Source organism: Burkholderia sp. Ac-20349 (assembly GCF_017104865.1).
In the GTDB taxonomy this organism is placed as follows: domain Bacteria; phylum Pseudomonadota; class Gammaproteobacteria; order Burkholderiales; family Burkholderiaceae; genus Burkholderia; species Burkholderia aenigmatica.
This window is the reverse complement of the sequence record NZ_JAAGPM010000001.1, coordinates 67100-88405: the sequence shown is the minus strand read 5'-3', so window position 1 is coordinate 88405 and position 21306 is coordinate 67100. Positions and strand designations below refer to the sequence as shown.

Below are 21306 nucleotides of genomic sequence, written 5' to 3'. Positions count from 1 at the left end.
TGACACTTTCCTGGCTCGACAAAAAGGCGGCATTCATCTGCCGCTTTTTTGTGCCTGAAATTCGTCGCATTCCATGACCGTAAAGCTCACAATCGATTGCATGGGAGGCGACCACGGCCCGTCCGTGACCGTTCCCGCGGCAGTCAAGTTCGTCCGCGCGCATCCCGATGCGCACCTGATGCTCGTCGGCATCGAAAGCGCGATCCGCGCTCAGCTGAAGAAGCTGAAAGCCCTCGACGATCCCGCGCTGACCATCGTTCCCGCCACCGAAGTCGTGGCGATGGACGACCCTGTCGAAGTGGCGCTGCGCAAGAAGAAGGATTCTTCGATGCGCGTCGCGCTCAACCGCGTCAAGGAAGGCGAGGCGCAGGCCTGTATCTCCGCCGGCAATACCGGCGCGCTGATGGCCGTTTCCCGCTACGTGCTCAAGACGCTGCCCGGCATCGAGCGGCCCGCGATCGCGTCCGCGCTGCCGAACCCGACCGGCTACACGATGATGCTGGACCTCGGCGCGAACGTCGACTGCGAGCCGCAGCACCTGCTGCAGTTCGCGGAGATGGGACACGCGCTCGTGGCCGCGCTCGAGGGCAAGGAACGCCCGACGATCGGCCTGCTGAACATCGGCGAAGAGGTGATCAAGGGCAACGAGACGATCAAGCGCGCAGGTGAACTGCTGCGCGCCAGCACGCTCAATTTCCGCGGCAACGTCGAAGGCAACGACATCTACAAGGGCACGGTCGACGTGATCGTGTGCGACGGCTTCGTCGGCAACGTCGCGCTGAAGACGTCCGAGGGACTCGCGCAGATGCTGGCAGACATCATCCGCGAGGAGTTCGGCCGTTCGCTGATGTCGAAGCTGATGGCGCTGCTCGCCGCGCCTGTCCTGCTACGTTTCAAGAAGCGCGTCGACCACCGCCAGTACAACGGCGCGGCGCTGCTGGGGCTGAAGGGCCTCGTGATCAAGAGCCACGGTTCGGCCGACGCCTACGCGTTTGAGTGGGCGCTCAAACGCGGGTATGATGCCGTCAAAAACGGCGTGCTGGAGCGCCTCGCGCGCGCGATGGCGGATAATTCAGTGTCGCTCGGCGAAGGCGAACACGACGCGGGCGGCGCGGGCCATGCAAGCCCCGCCGCAGGCCATCACGCCGAACCTTCCGCTGCGCAATCCTCTAAAGCATAAATGGCCCAATCGACTCTCTATTCCCGCGTGCTCGGCACGGGCAGCTACCTGCCGCCTGACCGCGTCACGAACCAGCAGTTGACCGATCGTCTCGCGAAGGAAGGCATTGAGACGAGCGATGAATGGATCGTTGCGCGCACGGGCATCCATGCGCGCCATTTCGCCGCACCGGACGTGACGACCAGCGACCTCGCGTTCGAGGCGTCGCGTCGCGCGATCGAAGCCGCCGGCATCGATCCGCAGTCGATCGACCTGATCATCGTCGCGACTTCGACCCCCGATTTCGTGTTCCCGAGCACCGCGTGCCTGCTGCAGAACAAGCTCGGCATCAAGAACGGCGGCGCGGCATTCGACGTGCAGGCCGTGTGTTCGGGCTTCGCGTACGCGATGGCGACGGCCGACAGCTTCATCCGCAGCGGCCAGCACCGCACCGCGCTCGTGATCGGCGCGGAGACGTTCTCGCGCATTCTCGACTTCAAGGACCGCACGACCTGCGTGCTGTTCGGCGACGGCGCGGGCGCGGTGATCCTGTCCGCGTCGGAAGAGCCGGGCGTGCTCGGCAGCGCGCTGCACGCGGACGGCAGCTATTCGCACATCCTCTGCACGCCGGGCAACGTCAACCGTGGCGTGATCGAAGGCAGCGCGTTCCTGTACATGGACGGGCAGGCCGTGTTCAAGCTCGCGGTCAACGTGCTCGAGAAGGTCGCGATCGAGGCGCTCGCGAAGGCGAATCTCGCGCCCGAGCAGATCGACTGGCTGATTCCGCACCAGGCCAACATTCGCATCATGACCAGCACCTGCCGCAAGCTCGGCTTGCCGCAGGAGCGCATGGTCGTGACGGTCGACCAGCACGGCAACACGTCGGCCGCGTCGATCCCGCTGGCGCTCGACACCGCGGTGCGCGACGGTCGCATCCAGCGTGGCCAGCACGTGCTGATCGAAGGCGTCGGCGGCGGCTTCACCTGGGGCGCGTCGGTCTTCCGCTACTGATCCGCAGCGCGCGACTGCTGCGCGCGGATCCCATCGGCGCGCCATTCGTGCGCGCCGTCCGAATCGACTCAATTGGGGACGATATGAAATTTGCATTCGTATTTCCGGGGCAGGGCTCGCAGGCGGTCGGCATGCTCAACGCATTCGCCGATCTGGCCATCGTGCGCGAGACGCTCCAGGAAGCGTCCGATGCACTCAATCAGGATCTCGGCAAGCTGATCGCCGAAGGCCCGGCCGAAGAGCTGAATCTCACCGCCAACACGCAGCCCGTGATGCTGACCGCAGCCTATGCGTGCTATCGCGCGTGGCAACAGGCAGGCGGCCCGGCGCCGTCGATCGTCGCCGGCCACAGCCTCGGTGAATACACGGCGCTCGTCGCAGCCGGCGCGCTCGCGTTCAAGGACGCGGTGCCGCTCGTGCGTTTCCGCGCGCAGGCGATGCAGACGGCCGTGCCGGTGGGCCAGGGCGGCATGGCCGCGATCCTGGGTCTCGACGACGACACGGTGCGTGCGGTATGCGCCGAAGCAGCGGAAGCTGGCGTTGTCGAAGCCGTGAACTTCAATGCACCCGCGCAGGTCGTTATCGCAGGCAACAAGGCCGCGGTCGAAAAGGCCTGCGAGATCGCGAAGGCGAAGGGCGCGAAGCGCGCACTGCCGCTGCCGGTATCGGCGCCGTTCCATTCGTCGCTGCTGAAGCCGGCGTCGGACCAGCTGCGCGACTATCTTGCGAACGTCGACGTCAAGGCGCCGCAGATTCCGGTCGTCAACAACATCGACGTCGCCGTGGTCAGCGATCCGGCTGCGATCAAGGACGCGCTGGTGCGCCAGGCCGCGGGCCCGGTGCGCTGGGTCGAGTGCGTGCAGCACATCGCCGGCGCGGGCGTCACGCACGTGATCGAATGCGGTCCGGGCAAGGTGCTCGCCGGCCTGACGAAGCGCATCGACGGCAACCTGACGGGTGCGTCGGTGTTCGATCCGGCGTCGCTCGACGAAGCGCTCAAGCTGGTGACCGCCTGACGCGGCGCCTTTTCTCAAGAGACGGATATTCGATTCATGGACAAGACTCTCGATAAACAGGTTGCGATCGTCACCGGCGCGTCGCGCGGCATCGGCCGTTCGATCGCGCTCGAACTCGCGCGCCTGGGCGCGACGGTGATCGGCACGGCGACGAGCGAATCGGGCGCTGCTGCGATCACCGCGGCGTTCGCGGAAGCGGGCGTCACGGGGCGCGGCGCGGTGCTGAACGTCAACGACGCGGCAGCCGCCGAGGCGCTGATCGACGCGACCGTGAAGGAATTCGGCGCGCTGAACGTGCTCGTCAACAACGCGGGCATCACGCAGGACCAGCTCGCGATGCGCATGAAGGACGAGGACTGGGACGCGGTGATCGACACCAACCTGAAGTCGGTGTTCCGCCTGTCGCGTGCAGTGCTGCGCCCGATGATGAAGGCACGTGGCGGCCGCATCATCAACATCACGTCGGTGGTCGGCTCGGCCGGTAACCCGGGTCAGGTCAACTACGCGGCTGCAAAGGCCGGCGTCGCGGGCATGACGCGTGCGCTCGCGCGCGAAATCGGCAGCCGCGGCATCACCGTGAACTGCGTGGCGCCGGGCTTCATCGACACCGACATGACGAAGACGCTGCCGGAAGAACAGCAGGCCGCGCTCAAGACCCAGATTCCGCTCGGCCGCCTCGGCAGCCCGGAAGACATCGCCCATGCCGTCGCGTTCCTCGCATCGCCGCAGGCCGGTTACATCACCGGTACGACGCTGCACGTGAACGGCGGCATGTACATGTCGTAACGGTTTTCGTTTACCATCCGCGCCGTATCCCGTTTTTCAGGCGGATCGGCGCTTGATCGACCATCAAGCCAACGCGCGTTTTGGCGTCAGCAAACCTGATAAAATGCGCGCACTTGTAAATCTGAACTTTCCCTCGGAGGGGTAATGGATAACATCGAACAACGTGTCAAGAAGATCGTCGCTGAACAACTGGGCGTCGCGGAAGCCGAGATCAAGAACGAAGCTTCGTTCGTGAACGACCTGGGCGCCGACTCGCTCGACACGGTCGAACTGGTGATGGCTCTGGAAGACGAGTTCGGCATGGAAATCCCGGACGAAGAAGCAGAGAAGATCACGACCGTTCAGCAAGCGATCGACTACGCTCGCGCAAACGTCAAGGCGTAATAGGCGCCTTTCGCGCTTGTCCGCCTCGTCGCCGCGATCTTCGCGATTGACGCGCCATCCTGCCGGCTTCGCGCCGGACGGACTAACAGCCACAGGGCTCGCAGGGCTGATTCCTGTGGCCACTGTGGCTTTTGTTTTTGTCATCCAATAATGGAAAAGAGGTTACCGTGAGCCGCCGTCGTGTTGTTGTTACAGGCCTGGGGCTGATTTCGCCTGTTGGCAATAATGTTGCCGACGGCTGGGCCAATCTCGTCGCCGGCAAGTCCGGTATTGCCACCGTCACGAAGTTCGATCCGTCGAACCTCGCCGTCCATTTCGCGGGCGAAGTGAAGGGTTTCGTCGCCGAGGAGTACATCCCGGCGAAGGAAGCCCGGAACATGGATACGTTCATCCATTACGGCATCGCCGCCGGCGTCCAGGCCATCAAGGACAGCGGGCTGGAAGTGAACGAAGCCAATGCGGAACGCATCGGCGTGCTGGTCGGTTCCGGCATCGGCGGCCTGCCGATGATCGAGGATACGCACCAGACCTACGTCGATCGCGGCGCGCGCCGGATTTCGCCGTTCTTCGTGCCGGGTTCGATCATCAACATGATCTCGGGCCACCTGAGCATCATGTTCGGCCTGAAGGGCCCGAACCTCGCGGCCGTGACGGCCTGCACGACCGGCCTGCACAGCATCGGCCTCGCAGCGCGCCTGATCCAGGCCGGCGACGCCGACGTGATGGTCGCGGGCGGTGCCGAATCGACGGTGTCGCCGCTCGGCATCGGCGGTTTCGCGGCAGCGCGCGCGCTGTCGACCCGCAACGACGATCCGGCCAGCGCGTCCCGTCCGTGGGACAAGGACCGCGACGGCTTCGTGCTGGGCGAGGGTGCCGGCGTGATGGTGCTCGAAGAGTACGAAGCGGCGAAGGCACGCGGGGCGAAGATCTACGCGGAAGTCTCGGGCTTCGGCATGACGGGCGACGCGTACCACATGACCGCACCGAACATGGACGGCCCGCGCCGTTGCATGGTCGCGGCACTGCGCGACGCCGGCCTGAACGCGGATGAGGTCCAGTACCTGAACGCGCACGGCACGTCGACGCCGCTGGGCGACAAGAACGAGTCCGACGCGGTGAAGGCGGCCTTCGGCGAGCATGCGTACAAGCTCGTCGTGAACTCGACGAAGTCGATGACGGGCCACCTGCTGGGCGGCGCGGGCGGCCTCGAATCGGTGTTCACGGTGCTGGCGCTGCACAACAACGTGTCGCCGCCGACCATCAACATCTTCAACCAGGACCCGGAGTGCGATCTCGATTACTGCGCGAACACCGCGCGTGACATGAAGATCGACGTCGCCGTGAAGAACAACTTCGGCTTCGGCGGTACCAACGGCACGCTGGTGTTCAAGCGCGTCTGACGCTGCAATCGCTTGACGAGTCCATTCGATGCTCCGGCCGGGCGCCCGCAACGCTTTGCGTTGCGGGCCTCGGCCGTGTCGTATCTCGTGCTGGCCGCGTTCGTCGCGTCGGCGGCCGCGTCGGTCTACCTGTTCTGGGCACCGCGCGCGGGCGCTGCCGCCGGCGCATGCGTGTCGGCCGCGACGGCAGCGCTGCTGGCCGTGTGCGCCGCGCGGGCCTGTGCCCGCCGGCTGCCGGCCGAGCTGAGGATCGACGCATTCGGGGAAGTTGCGGCGTTTGGCCGCACCGGGCGCCTGCTGGCCCGCGGCCGCGTGACGGGCCATGCGCACTGGAGCAGCCTGTTGCTGGTGCTGTCGGTCGGGCAGGGTGCCCGGCGGGCCCGGCCGCTGCTGATTCCGGCCGATGCGCTCGACGCCGCATCGTTCAGCGCGCTTTCCGTGCTGGCGAGAACGGCAGGCGCGGCGGGGCGGGCGTGACGGCGGCGCGGTTACGGACCGTAACCAGCGGCCGGCGCGGGAACGCTACAATATTGCTCCGCGTTGCATCCCTAGTTAACGGATTTGTCAGGTGAGTGAAAAAGAAATCGATCAGGCTCTGGTCGAGCGCGTACAGAAGGGCGACAAGGCAGCGTTCGAACTCCTGGTCTCCAAATACCACCGCAAGATCATTCGGCTGATCTCGCGCCTCGTGCGGGATCCCGCCGAGGTCGAGGATGTGGCCCAGGACGCGTTCATCAAGGCGTATCGTGCGCTGCCGCAATTTCGCGGCGAATCGGCGTTCTATACGTGGTTGTACCGAATTGCCGTCAACACGGCGAAGAACTACCTTGCGACGCAAGGCCGCCGGGCGCCGACCTCGACCGAGGCCGATGCGGAGGAAGCGGAAACTTTCTCCGACGCAGACCAACTAAGGGATATCAACACGCCTGAGTCGATGTTGATGAGCAAGCAGATTGCCGAGACGGTCAACGCTGCCATGGCTCTGCTGCCCGAAGAACTGCGCCAGGCAATTACGCTGCGCGAGATCGAGGGCCTGAGCTACGAAGAGATCGCGGAAATGATGGGCTGTCCGATCGGGACGGTCCGGTCGCGGATCTTCCGTGCACGCGAGGCAATCGCTGCCAAATTGCGTCCGCTGCTCGATACGCCCGAAGGCAAGCGCTGGTAAGCGCGACAGGCGGAGCGACGCGGGTCGGGGTCTAGTTACGGATAGAGTCGTGAAGTCACGACGGGGTGTGCAAGATGGGGAGCATCATGGGGTCGGTCAATACGCAGTCGCAAGCGTCCTCGCGCGGCGAGCGCCTTTCCGCGCTGGTTGACGGCGAAATGTTCGATGGCCCGGACAACGGGCAGTTTCTGGCTGAGCTCAACCGCGCGGATCGCGCTGCGTGGGCCCATTACCACCTGATCGGCGATGCGCTGCGCTCGGACGAACTGGCGCTGTCGCCCGCGCTGAGCGTCGCATTCACCGCGCGCATGTCGGCTGCGCTGGAAAGCGAGCCGCACCTGCTCGCACCGGCGGCCGCGCCCGTCGCGCGCAAGCTGCTGTCGCTGCGCCGGCGCGTCGTGCCCGCGTTCGCGGTCGCCGCTGCCGCGGCCACGCTGACGTGGATCGTCGTTCCGCAAATGCAGACGGCCGGTGCCCCGGGCGCCGTCCAGGTCGCGTCGGCCGGTGCGCCGCAAGGCGGCAACCTGCAGCGCGTGACGGTTGCGCAGGCATCGGCCCAGCCGGGGCTGCAGGACGTCAACATCATTCGCGACGCCAGCCTCGACCAATATCTTGAAGCGCATCAGCAATTCGCGCAGCAGCCCGTCGTCACGGGTTCGATGCCGCTGATCCGCGCTGCCGTGACCACCACGCCAGGCCAATAAACCCGATGCGGACATTGCAGTTGAATCACGCCATCTCCGGATGGAAGCGGCTGCCGGCCCTCCTGCTTTGCGCAGCCGCCCTGTTGTCCGTTCAATCCCTTCCTGCCAGCGCCCAGCAACCGGACGATCCCGTCGCGACCCGCAAGGGTGCCGCGGACTGGCTCGACCGCGTCCAGCAGGCGGCGCAGCAGCAGAGCTACGAAGGCACGTTCGTCTACCAGCGCGGCGGGTATGTGCAGTCGTCGCGCATCGCGCACGTCTCGTCCCGCGACGGCGAGTTCGAGCGCATCGAGACGCTCGACGGCAAGCCGCGCAAGCTGCTGCGCCATAACGACGAGCTGTACACGTTCGTGCCCGAGCGCAAGCTGTGCGTGGTCGAGCGCCGTCAGACGCGCGACTCGTTCCCCGCGCTGCTCGGCGCGAGCGGCGAGCACGTGATGTCCGTCTACGACGCGAAGTCGCTCGGCAAGGATCGCGTGGCGGGGATCGACGCGCAGGTCGTCGAGCTCGTGCCGAAGGATGCGTACCGCTTCACGTACAAGCTGTGGGCCGATGCGCGCACCGGGCTGCTGCTGCGTTCGCAGACGCTCGATGCGAACGATCACGTGCTCGAGCAGATCGCGTTCTCGCAATTGCAGGCGGGCGGCGCAAGCGGCGACAAGGCCGCGATCGCGGCTGGCATGCGCAATCTGAACGGCTGGACGGTCGTGCGTCCGCCGGTCGCGACAGTCGACATGGAAGCGCAGGGCTGGCAGCTCGCACCGAGCGTGGCCGGTTTCCAGAAGATTCGTGAAGTGCGCCGGCCGATGGCCGCGCGCGACGCGGGCGAGCCGCCGATCCCGGTCGATCAGGCCGTCTTCACCGACGGTCTCGCGACGATCTCGGTCTTCATCGAGCCGGCCGAAAAGAATACGCGCAAGGAAGGCGCGGGCAGCACCGGTGCAACGAACGTTCTCGTGAAGCGCCGCGGCGACTACTGGATCACCGTGCTCGGCGAAGTGCCGCCGGCCACGTTGCAGCAGTTCGCGTCTGCCATAGAATACAAGGCTTCCAAGTAACGCTACGGCTTCCGACATGATGAAACCCACGCTGCGCAAATGGCTCGCGGCCGCGGCGCTGTCTGCCTGCCTGCCGCTCGTGCCGCATACCGCGTTCGCGGTGACGGCTCCCGCTGCCAGCCTGCCCGACTTCGCCGACCTGGTCGAAAAGGTCGGGCCGGCCGTCGTGAACATCCGGACCACCGCCAACGTGCCGACGAGCGGCCCGCGCGGGATGCTCCCGCCGGGCTTCGACAACGGCGACATGTCGGAATTCTTCCGGCGCTTCTTCGGCATTCCGCTGCCGCAGGCGCCCGGCAACGGTAGCGGCAATGGCGGCGGCAACCCGAAGAACGCGCCGGCGCCGGACAATCCGCCCGACACCGAGCAGAATCGTGGCGTCGGCTCGGGCTTCATCGTGTCGGCCGACGGTTACGTGATGACCAATGCGCACGTCGTAGACGATGCGGACACCATCTACGTGACGCTGACCGACAAGCGCGAATTCAAGGCGAAGCTGATCGGCGTCGACGATCGCACGGACGTCGCGGTCGTCAAGATCCAGGCGTCGAACCTGCCGGTCGTCGCGATCGGCGATTCGAACAAGGTGCGTGTCGGCGAGTGGGTCGTCGCGATCGGTTCGCCGTTCGGCCTCGACAACACCGTGACGGCCGGCATCGTCAGCTCGAAGAGCCGCAATACGGGCGACTACCTGCCGTTCATCCAGACCGACGTCGCCGTGAACCCCGGCAACTCGGGCGGCCCGCTGATCAACATGCAGGGCGAGGTGATCGGCATCAACTCGCAGATCTACAGCCGTACCGGCGGCTTCATGGGCATCTCGTTCGCGATTCCGATCGACGAGGCGATGCGCGTGGCCGACCAGCTTAAGGCGACGGGCAAGGTCACGCGCGGCCGGATCGCGGTCGCGATCGGCGAAGTAACGAAGGACGTGGCCGATTCGATCGGGCTGCCGAAGGCCGAGGGTGCGCTCGTCAGCAGCGTCGAGCCGGGCGGTCCGGCCGACAAGGCGGGCATCCAGCCGGGCGACATCATCCTGAAGTTCAATGGTCGTTCGGTCGACACGGCGTCGGATCTGCCGCGCATGGTCGGCGACACGAAGCCCGGCACGAAGGCGACGGTCAGCGTATGGCGCAAGGGTCAGGCACGCGATCTGCCGATCACGATCGCGGAGACGCCGGCCGAATCGACGGCGAAGGCCGAGCAGCGCAAGAACGCGCCGCAGAAGCCGCGCCAGACCAATTCGCTCGGCCTGACGGTCAGCGACCTGACGGCGGAGCAACTGAAGACGCTGAAGCTGAAGAGCGGCGTGCAGATCGACGGCGTCGACGGCCCGGCTGCCCGTGCGGGCCTGCAGCGCGGCGACATCGTGCTGCGTGTCGGCGACACCGACATCACGAACGCGAAGCAGTTTGCCGACGTGACCGCGCAGCTCGATCCGCAGAAGGCGGTCGCGGTGCTCGTGCGGCGCGGCGACAACACGCAGTTCGTGCCGGTTCGGCCGCGCCAGAAGTAACGCGCCGATGTTCACGCTCTACGGCCGCGGCTGGTGCCACCTGTGCGACGACATGCGCGACGCACTGGCGCCGGTGGCGGCCGAATTCGACGTCGCGGTCGATTACGTCGACATCGACGCCGATGCGGCGCTCGTCGCCCGCTACGACGAGGACGTGCCGGTGCTGCTGCTGGATGGGGCAGAAGTGTGTCGTCACCGGTTCGACGCCGCGAAGGTGCGCGACGCGCTTGCGGCCCGGCGCCAAGCCTGACCTGCCGCCAGCGGGCGTCGTTTCGCACGGGGCTTGACCCGGCGGGCACCCCCCTCGGCGGGCCACCGCGCGGCGCGGCGTCCGAAATCCCGCCCGGCGAAGGCCTTTTCGGCTAAAATAAGCCGTTTTTTCACCGACTTACAAGGCGTGCTCCGCGGTCGTCGAGCGCGCCTTTTTCGCTTGATCGGCACTGAATGGATCATATTCGCAATTTCTCGATCATCGCGCACATCGACCATGGCAAGTCGACGCTCGCGGATCGCATCATCCAGGTATGCGGCGGCCTCGCCGACCGTGAAATGGAAGCGCAAGTGCTCGACTCGATGGATATCGAGCGCGAGCGCGGCATCACGATCAAGGCGCAGACAGCCGCGTTGTCCTATCGCGCGCGCGACGGCAAGGTCTACAACCTGAACCTAATCGACACGCCGGGGCACGTCGACTTCTCGTACGAAGTCAGCCGTTCGCTGTCCGCGTGCGAAGGCGCGCTGCTGGTCGTCGATGCGAGCCAGGGCGTCGAGGCGCAGACGGTCGCGAACTGCTATACGGCGATCGAGCTCGGCGTCGAGGTCGTTCCCGTGCTGAACAAGATCGACTTGCCGGCCGCGAACCCCGAGAACGCGATCGAGGAGATCGAGGACGTGATCGGCATCGACGCGACCGACGCGACGCGCTGCAGCGCGAAGACGGGCCTCGGCGTCGAGGACGTGCTCGAGTCGCTGATCGCGAAGGTGCCGCCGCCGAAGGGCGATCCGGCCGCGCCGCTGCAGGCGCTCATCATCGACTCGTGGTTCGACAACTACGTCGGCGTCGTGATGCTGGTGCGTATCGTCAACGGCACGCTGCGTCCGAAGGACAAGATCAAGATGATGGCGACCGGCGCGCAGTATCCGGTCGAGCACGTCGGCGTGTTCACGCCGAAGTCGCGCAATCTCGAATCGCTGTCGGCCGGGCAGGTGGGCTTCATCATCGCCGGCATCAAGGAGCTGACGGCCGCGAAGGTCGGCGACACCGTCACGCATGTGGCCAAGGCCGCTACCGAGCCGCTGCCGGGCTTCAAGGAAGTGAAGCCGCAGGTGTTCGCGGGGCTGTATCCGGTCGAGGCGAACCAGTACGACGCGCTGCGCGAGTCGCTCGAGAAGCTGAAGCTGAACGACGCATCGCTGCAGTACGAGCCGGAAGTGTCGCAGGCACTCGGGTTCGGTTTCCGCTGCGGCTTCCTCGGGTTGCTGCACATGGAAATCGTGCAGGAGCGGCTCGAGCGCGAGTTCGACATGGATCTCATCACGACCGCACCGACGGTCGTCTACGAGGTCGTGCAGAGCGACGGCTCGACGATCAAGGTCGAGAACCCGGCGAAGATGCCGGAGCCCGGCCGCATCGTGGAAGTCCGCGAGCCGATCGTCACCGTGAACCTGTACATGCCGCAGGATTACGTGGGCTCGGTGATCACGCTGTGCGAGCAGAAGCGCGGCTCGCAGATCAACATGCAGTATCACGGCCGCCAGGTGCAGCTCACGTACGAGATCCCGATGGCCGAGATCGTGCTCGACTTCTTCGATCGCCTGAAGTCGGTGTCGCGCGGCTATGCGTCGATGGACTACGAGTTCAAGGAATACCGTTCGTCGGACGTCGTGAAGGTCGACATGCTGATCAACGGCGACAAGGTCGATGCGCTGTCGGTCATCGTGCACCGTTCGCAGTCGCAGTACCGCGGTCGTGAAGTCGCCGCGAAGATGCGCGAGATCATCCCGCGCCAGATGTACGACGTGGCGATCCAGGCCGCGATCGGCGCGCACATCGTCGCGCGCGAGAACATCAAGGCGCTGCGCAAGAACGTGCTCGCGAAGTGCTACGGCGGCGACATCACGCGAAAGAAGAAGCTGCTCGAAAAGCAGAAGGAAGGCAAGAAGCGGATGAAGCAGGTGGGTTCGGTCGAGATCCCGCAGGAAGCGTTCCTTGCAATCTTGCGCGTCGAAGACAAATAACAGGACTGATCCTTTTATGAATTTTGCGCTGATTCTTTTTGTGCTCGTCGTCTTGACGGGCGTAGCGTGGGTGCTGGACAAACTGGTGTTCCTGCCGCGGCGACGCAAGGCGGCCGACTCGGCGATCGAGGAGTTCGATCGCCAGCAGTCGCGCATCGACAAGCGTTTCGCGGATGAAAACGCCGTGCAGACGCGTTCGAAGCTGCGCGACGAGAAGCTGCGCCAGCCGTGGTGGCTGGAGTACACGGCGAGCTTCTTCCCGGTGATCCTGGCGGTGTTCGTCGTGCGTTCGTTCGTCGTCGAGCCGTTCAAGATTCCGTCGGGCTCGATGGTGCCGACGCTGCTCGTCGGCGATTTCATCCTCGTCAACAAGTTCGAATACGGGCTGCGCCTGCCGGTCACGAACACGAAGATCACGCAGGGCAGTCCGCTGTCGCGCGGCGACGTCGTCGTGTTCCGTTATCCGAAGGACGAGTCGGTCGACTACATCAAGCGCGTGATCGGCCTGCCGGGCGATACCGTCGCGTATCAGGACAAGCAGCTCACGATCAATGGTCAGCCGGTGCCCGAAGCGCCGCTGCCCGATTTCTTCGACGACGAGCGCCAGAATTACGCGAAGCAGTTCGAGGAAACGATCGGCAACAAGAAGAACGCGATCCTCAACAACCCGGCCGTGCCGCCGTTCGTGATGGGCGCATACGATTATCCGTTTCGCGACAACTGCACGTACAACAGCCGCGGTGTGATCTGCAAGGTGCCGCCCGGTCACTACTTCATGATGGGTGACAACCGCGACAACAGTGCGGACAGTCGCTACTGGGGTTTCGTGCCGGACCAGAACATCGTCGGCCGCGCGTTCTTCATCTGGATGAACTTCAGCGACCTGAAGCGCATCGGTTCCTTCAACTGATCGCATTCGACTCACTCGCACTACGCGATGCACGGGCCGCGTCGCGTAGTGCCGAACTACTTTAAGAACCGGCGGTAACACCGCCTCGTCACGCCTTTTCGTGTCCGGCCGTGCCGTTTCGGCCCGACCGGCGCCCGCGTTATACTCCTGCACATGCCCCTATCCCAGTTGGAAAGCCGGCTGCGCTACGAATTTCGCAATGCGGAATTGTTGCGCCAGGCTTTGACCCATCGTAGTCACAGTGCCACGCACAACGAACGGCTCGAGTTTCTCGGCGATTCCGTTCTGAATTGCGCGGTGGCCGCCCTTTTGTTCCAGCGTTTCAGCAAGTTGGACGAAGGCGATCTGTCGCGCGTACGCGCCAACCTCGTCAAACAGCAGTCGCTGTACGAAATTGCTCAGGCCCTGAATATCTCGGACGGGCTGCGGCTAGGCGAGGGCGAGTTGCGTAGCGGCGGGTTCCGCCGCCCGTCGATCCTCGCGGACGCGTTCGAAGCCATCATCGGGGCCGTATTCCTCGATGGCGGCTTCGAAGCCGCCCAAGGGGTCATCAAGCGCCTCTATATCCCGATTCTCGACCACATCGATCCGCGCACGCTCGGCAAGGACGCGAAGACGCTGCTGCAGGAATACCTGCAGGGGCACAAGATCGCGCTGCCGACTTACACGGTGGTCGCGACGCATGGTGCGGCGCACAATCAGCAATTCGAAGTCGAATGCACGGTGCCGAAGCTCGACGTGAAGGTGTCGGGCTCCGGTGCGAGCCGGCGCGCGGCCGAGCAGGCTGCCGCGAAGAAGGCGCTCGATGAAGTGATGGCCGCCGCGCCGATGCTGGCCACCAAGCCGAAGCGCTCGAAAAACGCGCGCGGGTCGAAGCATGTCGAACCCGAAATCGTGCCGGGCGTGAAGGGCGTGCAGGAAGCGCTCGATCTGCGCTCGCCGGAGCGGAAGGAACGCGCGGCGGCGCGCGAGGCGAGGGCAGCCGGTGTGGCGCCCGCGGCATCCATGGCGACCGGTACCGAGCCGGCCGCGGCGCCGATGGCCGCGATTCGTGCGGCGCATGTCGACGCGGCGACGGAGAAGGGCGAACGGGCGGCGAAGCCGGCGGCCGACAAGGTTGCCGACAAGCCGGCCGAGCGCACCGACAAGGTTGCGGAGAAGCCCTCGGAAGCCGTACCTGCTGCACGTGCAGCCGACAAGCCGGCTGGCCAGGTGGCCGATCCGGCGGCGGCGTCCGCCGACAAGACTTCCGCCGGTACCGACCCCGCTTCGCGCACGACTGCGCGCGCACGCGACGCCGCGGCGCCGGATTCCGAGACGCCGCCGGGCGGCGCGAGCCTCGCTGCCACACAGGCGCGCGTGGCCGATGCCGACCACTGAATTGCCCATCGATCGTGCCGCGCGCCGCGCGGCCGTTTCCGAACCTGTCTCCCAAACGATATGAACACTCCCGCTCCTACCGGTTTCCGTTGCGGCATGATCGCGATCGTGGGCCGCCCGAACGTCGGCAAGTCGACGTTGATGAACGCACTCGTCGGCCAGAAGATCAGCATCACGTCGCGCAAGGCGCAGACGACCCGTCACCGCATCACCGGCATCAATACGTTCGACGACGCGCAATTCGTGTTCGTCGACACGCCGGGCTTCCAGACCCGCCACAGCACCGCGTTGAACCGTTCGCTGAACCGCGCGGTCACGTCGACGCTCACGTCGGTCGACGTGATCCTGTTCGTGATCGAGGCCGGCCGCTTCGGGCCCGACGACCAGAAGGTGCTCGACCTGATCCCGCCCGGCATGCCGACGCTGCTGATCGCGAACAAGATCGACCGCGTGACCGACAAGGCGACGCTGTTCCCGTTCATGCAGCAGATGAGCGGGTTGCGCGAATTCACTGAGCTCGTGCCGCTGTCGGCGCAGCGCCCGGAAGACATCAAGCGCCTGCTGGACACGATCAAGCCGTACCTGCCGGAAGGCGAGCCGATCTACGGCGAGGACGAACTCACCGATCGCAGCTCGCGCTTCCTCGCAGCTGAAATCCTGCGCGAGAAGGTGTTCCGCTGGACCGGCGACGAACTGCCGTACACGAGCACCGTGCTGATCGACAAGTTCGAGGAAGAAGGGCGCCTGAAGCGCATCTTCGCGACGATCCTCGTCGAGCGCGATTCGCACAAGGCGATGGTGATCGGCAAGAAGGGCGAGAAGCTCAAGCAGATCAGCACCGAGGCGCGGATGGACATGGAGAAGCTGTTCGACGGCCCCGTGTACCTCGAGACCTTCGTGAAGGTGAAGAGCGGCTGGGCCGACAACGAGGCAGGGCTGCGCGCCTATGGGTACGAATGACGCGCTGACGTCGACCGAAGACGCGGTGACGGCCGGTGCGAACGACGCGCCGCTGCCGGCACCGCCCGAACCGCCGCGCAAGGCGCGGCGCGCGACGTCTCGCACGTCCGATTTCCGCGTCGCCGAGCAGCCGGCGTTCGTGCTGCACAGTTACCCGTATCGGGAAACGAGCCTGATCATCGACGTGCTGACGCGTGATCATGGCCGGCTCGCGCTCGTCGCGAAGGGCGCGAAGCGCCCGCACTCCGCATTGCGCGGCGTCCTGCAGACCTTCCAGCCGCTGCTGCTGTCCTGGTCGGGCAAATCCGAGGTGCGCACGCTGACGGGCGCCGAGTGGGTCGGCGGGATGCTGCCGCTCGGCGGAGACGGTCTGCTGTGCGGCTTCTACGCGAACGAGCTGCTCGTGAAATTCTGCGCGCGCGAAGATCCCCAGCCGCCGCTCTTCAATCACTACGTGCTGACCCTCACGCGCCTCGCCCACGGCGAGCCGGCGGTGCAGGTGCTGCGCTCGTTCGAGCGCGTGCTGTTGCGCGAGACCGGCTACGCGATGGCGCTGAACCGCACGGTCGCGCGCCGCGCGGTCGAGCCCGAGCGCCGCTACGTGTTCGATCCCGAGCGCGGCGTGCGCAATGCGGACGACGAAGTCCCATCGCACTGGCCGGTGATTTCCGGACAGACGTTGCTCGATATGGAGCAGGACGATTACCATCGAGCCCAGACGGTTGCGCAAAGCAAGACGCTGATGCGCTTCCTGCTGAACACCTATCTCGGCGGTACGCCGCTTGCCACGCGTCAGATCCTGATCGACCTGCAAAACCTATGAGCTTCTTCCTGACAACGCCCACCGCCATCGACCTCGGCGTGAACATCGACCACGTCGCGACGCTGCGCAATGCGCGCGGCACGACCTATCCCGATCCGATCCGCGCGGCGCTGGCCGCGGAAGAAGCCGGTGCGGATGCGATCACGCTGCACCTGCGCGAGGATCGCCGCCACATCGTCGACGCGGACGTGCGCAAGCTGCGCCCGCTGCTGAAGACGCGCATGAACCTCGAATGCGCGGTGACGGCCGAGATGCTCGATATCGCGTGCGAAGTGCGCCCGCACGACGCGTGCCTCGTGCCCGAGAAGCGCGAGGAACTGACGACCGAAGGCGGTCTCGATGTCGCCGGCCACTTCGAGGCCGTGCGGGCGGCATGCAAGCAGCTCGCCGACGTGGGCGTGCGCGTGTCGCTGTTCATCGACCCGGACGAGACGCAGATCCGTGCCGCGCACGAAGCGGGCGCGCCGGTGATCGAGCTTCACACGGGCCGTTACGCCGAAGCGCACGACGAAGCCGAACAGCAGCGCGAATACGAGCGCATCGTCGCGGGCGTTCAGGCCGGCGCGCAGCTCGGCCTGAAGGTCAATGCCGGTCACGGGCTGCATTACACGAACGTGCAGCAGATCGCTGCGATCGACGGCATCGTCGAACTGAACATCGGCCACGCGATCGTCGCGCATGCGATTTTCGCGGGCTGGGACAACGCGGTGCGCGAAATGAAGGCGATCATGGTCGCCGCGCGCGTTGCCGCGCTGCACGGCGGCGCGCGCTGAAGATGACATGCCGCTGCGCGTCGCGCGTCATGCCTGACCCGGCCCGCCCGGGTCGCACCGGCGCGTACTGACATGGCGATCTACGGCATCGGTACCGACATCGCCCAGGTGAGCCGCATCGCGGCCGTGCTCGAACGCACGGGCGGCCGGTTTGCCGAGAAGGTGCTGGGCCCCGACGAACTGCGCGTGTTCCATGCGCGCCGCGCCCGCTCCGAGGCGCGCGGCATCGCGTTCCTCGCGACGCGATTTTCCGCGAAGGAAGCGTTCTCGAAGGCGATCGGGCTCGGCATGCACTGGCCGATGACGTGGCGTGCGCTGCAGACCCTCAACCACCCGAGCGGCGAGCCGTACGTGGTCGCGTCGGGCGAGCTGGCCGACTGGCTGGCCGCCCGTGGCATCACGGCGCGCGTGACGGTCAGCGACGAACGCGACTACGCGGTGTCGTTCGTGATCGCCGAGACGGATGCGGCGCCTGCACCTGTTTCCCGAACCTCCTCCTGACGGAACTCCCGATTCAATGAAAACGACTCCCGGCCCGGTCATGCTCGACGTCGTCGGCACGGCCCTGTCGCGCGACGATGCGCGGCGCCTCGCGCATCCGAACACCGGCGGCGTGATCCTGTTCGCGCGGCACTTCCAGAACCGTGCGCAACTGACCGCGCTGACCGACTCGATCCGCGCGGTGCGCGAAGACATCCTGATCGCCGTCGATCACGAAGGCGGGCGCGTGCAGCGGTTCCGCACCGATGGCTTCACGGTGCTGCCCGCAATGCGTCGCCTCGGCGAGCTGTGGGATCGCGACGTGCTGCTCGCGGCGAAGGTCGCCACGGCCGTCGGCTACATCCTGGCCGCCGAGCTGCGTGCTTGCGGGATCGACATGAGCTTCACGCCCGTGCTCGACCTCGACTACGGGCACTCGAAAGTGATCGGCGATCGCGCGTTCCATCGCGATGCGCGCGTCGTCACGCTGCTCGCGAAGAGCCTGAACCACGGGCTGTCGCTCGCCGGGATGGCGAACTGCGGCAAGCATTTCCCGGGGCACGGCTTCGCGGAGGCCGACTCGCACGTCGCGCTGCCGACCGACGACCGCACGCTCGACGCGATCCTCAAGCAGGACGTTGCGCCGTACGACTGGCTCGGCCTGTCGTTGTCCGCGGTGATTCCCGCGCATGTGATCTACACGCAGGTCGACAAGCGGCCGGCCGGTTTCTCGCGCGTGTGGTTGCAGGACATCCTGCGCGGGCGGCTCGGCTTCACGGGCGCGATCTTCAGCGACGACCTGTCGATGGAAGCCGCGCGCGAAGGCGGCACGCTCACGCAGGCGGCCGACGCCGCGCTCGCGGCCGGATGCGACATGGTGCTCGTCTGCAACCAGCCGGATGCGGCCGAGGTCGTGCTGAACGGGCTGAAAGCGCGGGCAACGGACGAGTCGGTGCGACGCATCAAGCGGATGCGCGCGCGCGGCAAGGCGCTCAAGTGGGACAAGCTGATCGCGCAGCCCGAGTATCTGCAGGCGCAGGCGCTGTTGAGCAGCGCACTGGCCTGAGCGGGGAAGGGACGGCGCGGTGCGCGCCATTCCGGTCGCCGAAACAAAAAGCCGCGCAATCGCGCGGCTTTTTTATGGCTTACTGCCGGCGTGAACCAGGCAGCTTCGGGAATCAGGCCAGTCGGTGACGTGAATTAATGCGCAACTAACGGTCAATGCCTGTCAGCGCCTGCCTGCATCGCTGCCCGCTCAGTTCACCTTCATCCGCTGCAGCTTGTTGTACAGCGTCTTCGGGCTGATGCCGAGCAGCGTTGCCGCGCGGTGGCGCGTGCCGCCGACTGCGTCGAGCGTCGCGCGGATCAACAGATCCTCGACGTCGGACAGCGGCGTGCCGACCTTGATCTGCACGCTGCTGCCGTTCAGCGCGGCGCCGGCCGAGAAGCTCGGTTCGCCCGCGCGCAGCGTCTCGATGAAATCGCCCGATGCGTCGTACGCGAAGCGCACGCGCTCCTGCAGCTCGCGCACGTTGCCCGGCCATTCGTAGGACAGGCATTCGCGCACGAAACCCGGCGCCGCGCGCTTGTCGGTCGTGCTGCGGCCGGTTGCGCGCGCTTCGCGGTTCAGTTCGTCGATCAGTGCGTCCGCGATCGCGAGCGCGTCGCCGTCGCGCTCGCGCAGCGGCGGCATCGTGATCGACGCCGCATCGAGGCGCAGCCACAGATCCTCGCGCAGCGTGCCATTTGCGACTGCTTCGCGCGCCGGGCGGCGCGTGGTTGCGATCAGCCGGAAATCGCTCGTGATCGAGCTGGTGCCGCCGATCCGCATGAAGTTCTGCGAATCGAGCGCATGCAGCAGCGCTTCCTGCAGCACGAGCGGCAGCGCGGTGATTTCGTCGAGGAACAGCGTGCCGCCGCCGGCCTGCTCGAACAGGCCCGATTCGCGGCGCTCGGCGCCGTCGAAGGCGCCGCGCTCATGGCCGAACAGCACGCTGTCGAGCGATGCGCCGTGGCGGCCGGCCTGCGCGATGGTCCGGCAGTCGAACGACACGAACGGCCCCTTGCGGCGCCGGCTCAGGTCGTGCAGCGTGCGCGCGGCCAGCTTCTTGCCGGTACCGGCTTCGCCCGAGAACAGCACGGCTGTTTCGGTGCGCGCGTTGTGCTCGATCATGTCGTACACGTGCTGCATCGCGTCGCTGCGGCCGACCAGCGCGCCGAAGCGGCCGAGATGGCGCAGCGAGGCGCGCAACGACTGCACTTCGTCGATCAGTTCGTACGGGCGCGGGATCCGCGCGAGCAGGCTGCGCAGGCGCGGAATGTTGATCGGCTTCAGCAGGTAATCCCAGATACCGTGACGCAGGCCCTCGATGGCGCTTTCGACCGTCGCATTGCCGGTCAGCACGATGACGGGCAGCGAGCCGTTCGGCTGTTGCTGCGGCAGGTGCTGGAGCAGGTCGAACCCGCTGCCGTCCGGCAGGTTCAGGTCGACGAGCACGACGTCGGGAATGGAGCGGCCGAGCGCCGTGCGCGCTTCGGCGAGCGACGTGGCCGTGTCGACCGAGAAGCCGTCCGCGGCGAGCAGCGCGGTGAGGCCGGACAGACTGTTGGGATCGTCTTCGACAATCAGGGCGTGTGGCATGGTGGACGCGAGTCGAGTCAAGAGAGGCGGGCTGTCGGCCAACGGGGCCGCAACCGCATGTCAGATTAAAAACTGATTTTATGCCCCGCTGAACGCGTAACGAGCATTATTTCTCCGGCGCTATAAAACAGTTACCGATGATACAAATTGAATATCTTTACCGGTGGATTTTGTGCTTTACATGAGCCTGACACCCGCCCGGTTGTTGGCGCCGGACAAACAAAAAGCGCCCCGAAGGGCGCTTTGTTCGATGCGGGTACTGCTGGCGATTACGCGCGGCTGCGGTATTCGTTCGTACGCGTATCGATTTCGATCTTGTCGCCGGTATTGCAGAACAGCGGCACTTGCAGTTCGAAGCCCGTTGCGAGCTTGGCGTTCTTCAGCACCTTGCCCGACGACGTGTCGCCCTTGACTGCCGGTTCCGTGTAGGTGATCTCGCGAACGAGGACCGTCGGCAGTTCGACCGAGATGGCCTTCTCGTTGTAGAACACGACTTCGCAAGCCATGCCGTCTTCGAGGTAGTTCAGCGCTTCGCCCATCATTTCCGCTTCGACTTCGAACTGGTTGTAGTCGGCGTCCATGAACACGTACATCGGATCGGCGAAGTACGAGTACGTCACTTCCTTGCGGTCGAGCACGACGACGTCGAACTTGTCGTCAGCCTTGTAGACCGCTTCCTGGCCTGCGTTCGTCAGCAGGTTCTTCATCTTCATCTTGACGACGGCGGAGTTACGGCCCGACTTGTTGTATTCGGCCTTGGCGATGACCCATGCGTCGCTGCCGATCTGCACGACGTTGCCTACGCGGAGTTCCTGTGCGGTTTTCATAAAAAACTGTCCTGATCAAATCAAATAAATAGGTGCCTGAGCGTTGCGCAACGGCTGACGGTGCAAGCGTGC

At 65.7% G+C, this 21306-nt stretch carries 22 protein-coding genes; 20 read left to right on the top strand and 2 right to left on the bottom strand.

The features are described 5' to 3' along the window. The first annotated feature begins 73 nt into the window (after nucleotides 1–73). From plsX to nagZ, 20 genes are all read left to right on the top strand, one after another. Nucleotides 74–1180, top strand: coding sequence for a phosphate acyltransferase PlsX (gene plsX / locus G3N61_RS00405; RefSeq protein WP_043181965.1), 1107 nt, complete (start codon nucleotides 74–76; stop codon nucleotides 1178–1180). Beyond that, complete coding sequence (locus tag G3N61_RS00400; protein WP_043181967.1) at nucleotides 1181–2170, top strand: beta-ketoacyl-ACP synthase III; 990 nt, start codon at nucleotides 1181–1183, stop codon at nucleotides 2168–2170. 83 nt (nucleotides 2171–2253) lie between these two features. Beyond that, nucleotides 2254–3186 carry an ACP S-malonyltransferase gene (gene fabD / locus G3N61_RS00395; protein WP_205821088.1) on the top strand — a complete coding sequence of 311 codons (933 nt, stop codon included), beginning with the start codon at nucleotides 2254–2256 and terminating at the stop codon, nucleotides 3184–3186. A 36-nt stretch (nucleotides 3187–3222) separates the two neighbouring features. Beyond that, nucleotides 3223–3972 carry a 3-oxoacyl-ACP reductase FabG gene (gene fabG / locus G3N61_RS00390; protein WP_006476504.1) on the top strand — a complete coding sequence of 250 codons (750 nt, stop codon included), beginning with the start codon at nucleotides 3223–3225 and terminating at the stop codon, nucleotides 3970–3972. A gap of 144 nt (nucleotides 3973–4116) precedes the next feature. After that, nucleotides 4117–4356, top strand: coding sequence for an acyl carrier protein (gene acpP, locus G3N61_RS00385; protein ID WP_004197638.1), 240 nt, complete (start codon nucleotides 4117–4119; stop codon nucleotides 4354–4356). A 167-nt stretch (nucleotides 4357–4523) separates the two neighbouring features. Further along, nucleotides 4524–5756, top strand: a complete 1233-nt coding sequence (fabF, locus tag G3N61_RS00380) for a beta-ketoacyl-ACP synthase II (RefSeq protein ID WP_043181980.1) — start codon at nucleotides 4524–4526, stop codon at nucleotides 5754–5756. Between the two features lie 12 nt (nucleotides 5757–5768). Continuing rightward, the gene (locus G3N61_RS00375; RefSeq protein ID WP_089450153.1) at nucleotides 5769–6233 is read left to right on the top strand and encodes a protein YgfX; all 465 of its coding nucleotides are present in this window, start codon (nucleotides 5769–5771) and stop codon (nucleotides 6231–6233) included. A 91-nt stretch (nucleotides 6234–6324) separates the two neighbouring features. Further along, the gene (gene rpoE / locus G3N61_RS00370; RefSeq protein ID WP_006490873.1) at nucleotides 6325–6924 is read left to right on the top strand and encodes an RNA polymerase sigma factor RpoE; all 600 of its coding nucleotides are present in this window, start codon (nucleotides 6325–6327) and stop codon (nucleotides 6922–6924) included. Between the two features lie 86 nt (nucleotides 6925–7010). Further along, nucleotides 7011–7628, top strand: coding sequence for a sigma-E factor negative regulatory protein (locus G3N61_RS00365; protein WP_089450677.1), 618 nt, complete (start codon nucleotides 7011–7013; stop codon nucleotides 7626–7628). A gap of 5 nt (nucleotides 7629–7633) precedes the next feature. Next, nucleotides 7634–8686: a MucB/RseB C-terminal domain-containing protein gene (locus G3N61_RS00360; protein ID WP_089450154.1), complete on the top strand. Its 1053-nt coding sequence runs from the start codon at nucleotides 7634–7636 to the stop codon at nucleotides 8684–8686. Between the two features lie 16 nt (nucleotides 8687–8702). Further along, complete coding sequence (locus G3N61_RS00355) at nucleotides 8703–10202, top strand: DegQ family serine endoprotease (protein ID WP_043181986.1); 1500 nt, start codon at nucleotides 8703–8705, stop codon at nucleotides 10200–10202. Nucleotides 10203–10209: 7 nt separating this feature from the next. Further along, entirely contained in the window at nucleotides 10210–10452 is a 243-nt protein-coding gene (locus G3N61_RS00350) for a glutaredoxin family protein (protein WP_205821087.1), read from the top strand. Between the two features lie 194 nt (nucleotides 10453–10646). Then, entirely contained in the window at nucleotides 10647–12440 is a 1794-nt protein-coding gene (lepA, locus tag G3N61_RS00345; RefSeq protein ID WP_043181988.1) for a translation elongation factor 4, read from the top strand. A gap of 16 nt (nucleotides 12441–12456) precedes the next feature. Next, a complete protein-coding gene (gene lepB, locus G3N61_RS00340; RefSeq protein WP_043181990.1) occupies nucleotides 12457–13350 on the top strand; it encodes a signal peptidase I in 894 nt (297 codons plus the stop codon). 153 nt (nucleotides 13351–13503) lie between these two features. Further along, the gene (gene rnc, locus G3N61_RS00335; RefSeq protein WP_205821086.1) at nucleotides 13504–14730 is read left to right on the top strand and encodes a ribonuclease III; all 1227 of its coding nucleotides are present in this window, start codon (nucleotides 13504–13506) and stop codon (nucleotides 14728–14730) included. A 60-nt stretch (nucleotides 14731–14790) separates the two neighbouring features. After that, on the top strand, nucleotides 14791–15690 hold the full coding sequence (gene era / locus G3N61_RS00330) for a GTPase Era (protein ID WP_089450159.1): 900 nt from the start codon (nucleotides 14791–14793) through the stop codon (nucleotides 15688–15690). Beyond that, nucleotides 15677–16513 carry a DNA repair protein RecO gene (gene recO / locus G3N61_RS00325; protein ID WP_205821085.1) on the top strand — a complete coding sequence of 279 codons (837 nt, stop codon included), beginning with the start codon at nucleotides 15677–15679 and terminating at the stop codon, nucleotides 16511–16513. Before era ends, recO begins: the two co-directional genes overlap by 14 nt. After that, nucleotides 16510–17286, top strand: coding sequence for a pyridoxine 5'-phosphate synthase (gene pdxJ, locus G3N61_RS00320; protein ID WP_031400031.1), 777 nt, complete (start codon nucleotides 16510–16512; stop codon nucleotides 17284–17286). The genes recO and pdxJ overlap by 4 nt, the downstream gene beginning before the upstream one ends. Nucleotides 17287–17358: 72 nt before the next feature. Then, a complete protein-coding gene (gene acpS, locus G3N61_RS00315) occupies nucleotides 17359–17787 on the top strand; it encodes a holo-ACP synthase (protein WP_122944847.1) in 429 nt (142 codons plus the stop codon). A gap of 16 nt (nucleotides 17788–17803) precedes the next feature. Beyond that, the gene (nagZ, locus tag G3N61_RS00310) at nucleotides 17804–18832 is read left to right on the top strand and encodes a beta-N-acetylhexosaminidase (protein ID WP_043182001.1); all 1029 of its coding nucleotides are present in this window, start codon (nucleotides 17804–17806) and stop codon (nucleotides 18830–18832) included. A gap of 189 nt (nucleotides 18833–19021) precedes the next feature. Here nagZ and G3N61_RS00305 read toward each other — a convergent pair whose 3' ends face one another. Continuing rightward, complete coding sequence (locus G3N61_RS00305; protein WP_043182004.1) at nucleotides 19022–20407, bottom strand: sigma-54 dependent transcriptional regulator; 1386 nt, start codon at nucleotides 20405–20407, stop codon at nucleotides 19022–19024. Between the two features lie 269 nt (nucleotides 20408–20676). Further along, nucleotides 20677–21234 carry an elongation factor P gene (efp, locus tag G3N61_RS00300; RefSeq protein ID WP_011351421.1) on the bottom strand — a complete coding sequence of 186 codons (558 nt, stop codon included), beginning with the start codon at nucleotides 21232–21234 and terminating at the stop codon, nucleotides 20677–20679. Nucleotides 21235–21306 lie beyond the last annotated feature (72 nt).

Coding starts and splice junctions, on each gene's coding strand:
- lepB (WP_043181990.1), top strand. CDS start 12,457: ATGAATTTTGCGCTGATTCTTTTTGTGCTCGTCGTCTTGACGGGCGTA.
- G3N61_RS00355 (WP_043181986.1), top strand. CDS start 8,703: ATGATGAAACCCACGCTGCGCAAATGGCTCGCGGCCGCGGCGCTGTCT.
- era (WP_089450159.1), top strand. CDS start 14,791: ATGAACACTCCCGCTCCTACCGGTTTCCGTTGCGGCATGATCGCGATC.
- nagZ (WP_043182001.1), top strand. CDS start 17,804: ATGAAAACGACTCCCGGCCCGGTCATGCTCGACGTCGTCGGCACGGCC.
- lepA (WP_043181988.1), top strand. CDS start 10,647: ATGGATCATATTCGCAATTTCTCGATCATCGCGCACATCGACCATGGC.
- efp (WP_011351421.1), bottom strand. CDS start 21,234: ATGAAAACCGCACAGGAACTCCGCGTAGGCAACGTCGTGCAGATCGGC.
- acpP (WP_004197638.1), top strand. CDS start 4,117: ATGGATAACATCGAACAACGTGTCAAGAAGATCGTCGCTGAACAACTG.
- G3N61_RS00350 (WP_205821087.1), top strand. CDS start 10,210: ATGTTCACGCTCTACGGCCGCGGCTGGTGCCACCTGTGCGACGACATG.
- fabD (WP_205821088.1), top strand. CDS start 2,254: ATGAAATTTGCATTCGTATTTCCGGGGCAGGGCTCGCAGGCGGTCGGC.
- rnc (WP_205821086.1), top strand. CDS start 13,504: ATGCCCCTATCCCAGTTGGAAAGCCGGCTGCGCTACGAATTTCGCAAT.
- G3N61_RS00360 (WP_089450154.1), top strand. CDS start 7,634: ATGCGGACATTGCAGTTGAATCACGCCATCTCCGGATGGAAGCGGCTG.
- acpS (WP_122944847.1), top strand. CDS start 17,359: ATGGCGATCTACGGCATCGGTACCGACATCGCCCAGGTGAGCCGCATC.
- G3N61_RS00400 (WP_043181967.1), top strand. CDS start 1,181: ATGGCCCAATCGACTCTCTATTCCCGCGTGCTCGGCACGGGCAGCTAC.
- plsX (WP_043181965.1), top strand. CDS start 74: ATGACCGTAAAGCTCACAATCGATTGCATGGGAGGCGACCACGGCCCG.
- fabG (WP_006476504.1), top strand. CDS start 3,223: ATGGACAAGACTCTCGATAAACAGGTTGCGATCGTCACCGGCGCGTCG.
- pdxJ (WP_031400031.1), top strand. CDS start 16,510: ATGAGCTTCTTCCTGACAACGCCCACCGCCATCGACCTCGGCGTGAAC.
- G3N61_RS00365 (WP_089450677.1), top strand. CDS start 7,011: ATGGGGTCGGTCAATACGCAGTCGCAAGCGTCCTCGCGCGGCGAGCGC.
- recO (WP_205821085.1), top strand. CDS start 15,677: ATGGGTACGAATGACGCGCTGACGTCGACCGAAGACGCGGTGACGGCC.
- G3N61_RS00305 (WP_043182004.1), bottom strand. CDS start 20,407: ATGCCACACGCCCTGATTGTCGAAGACGATCCCAACAGTCTGTCCGGC.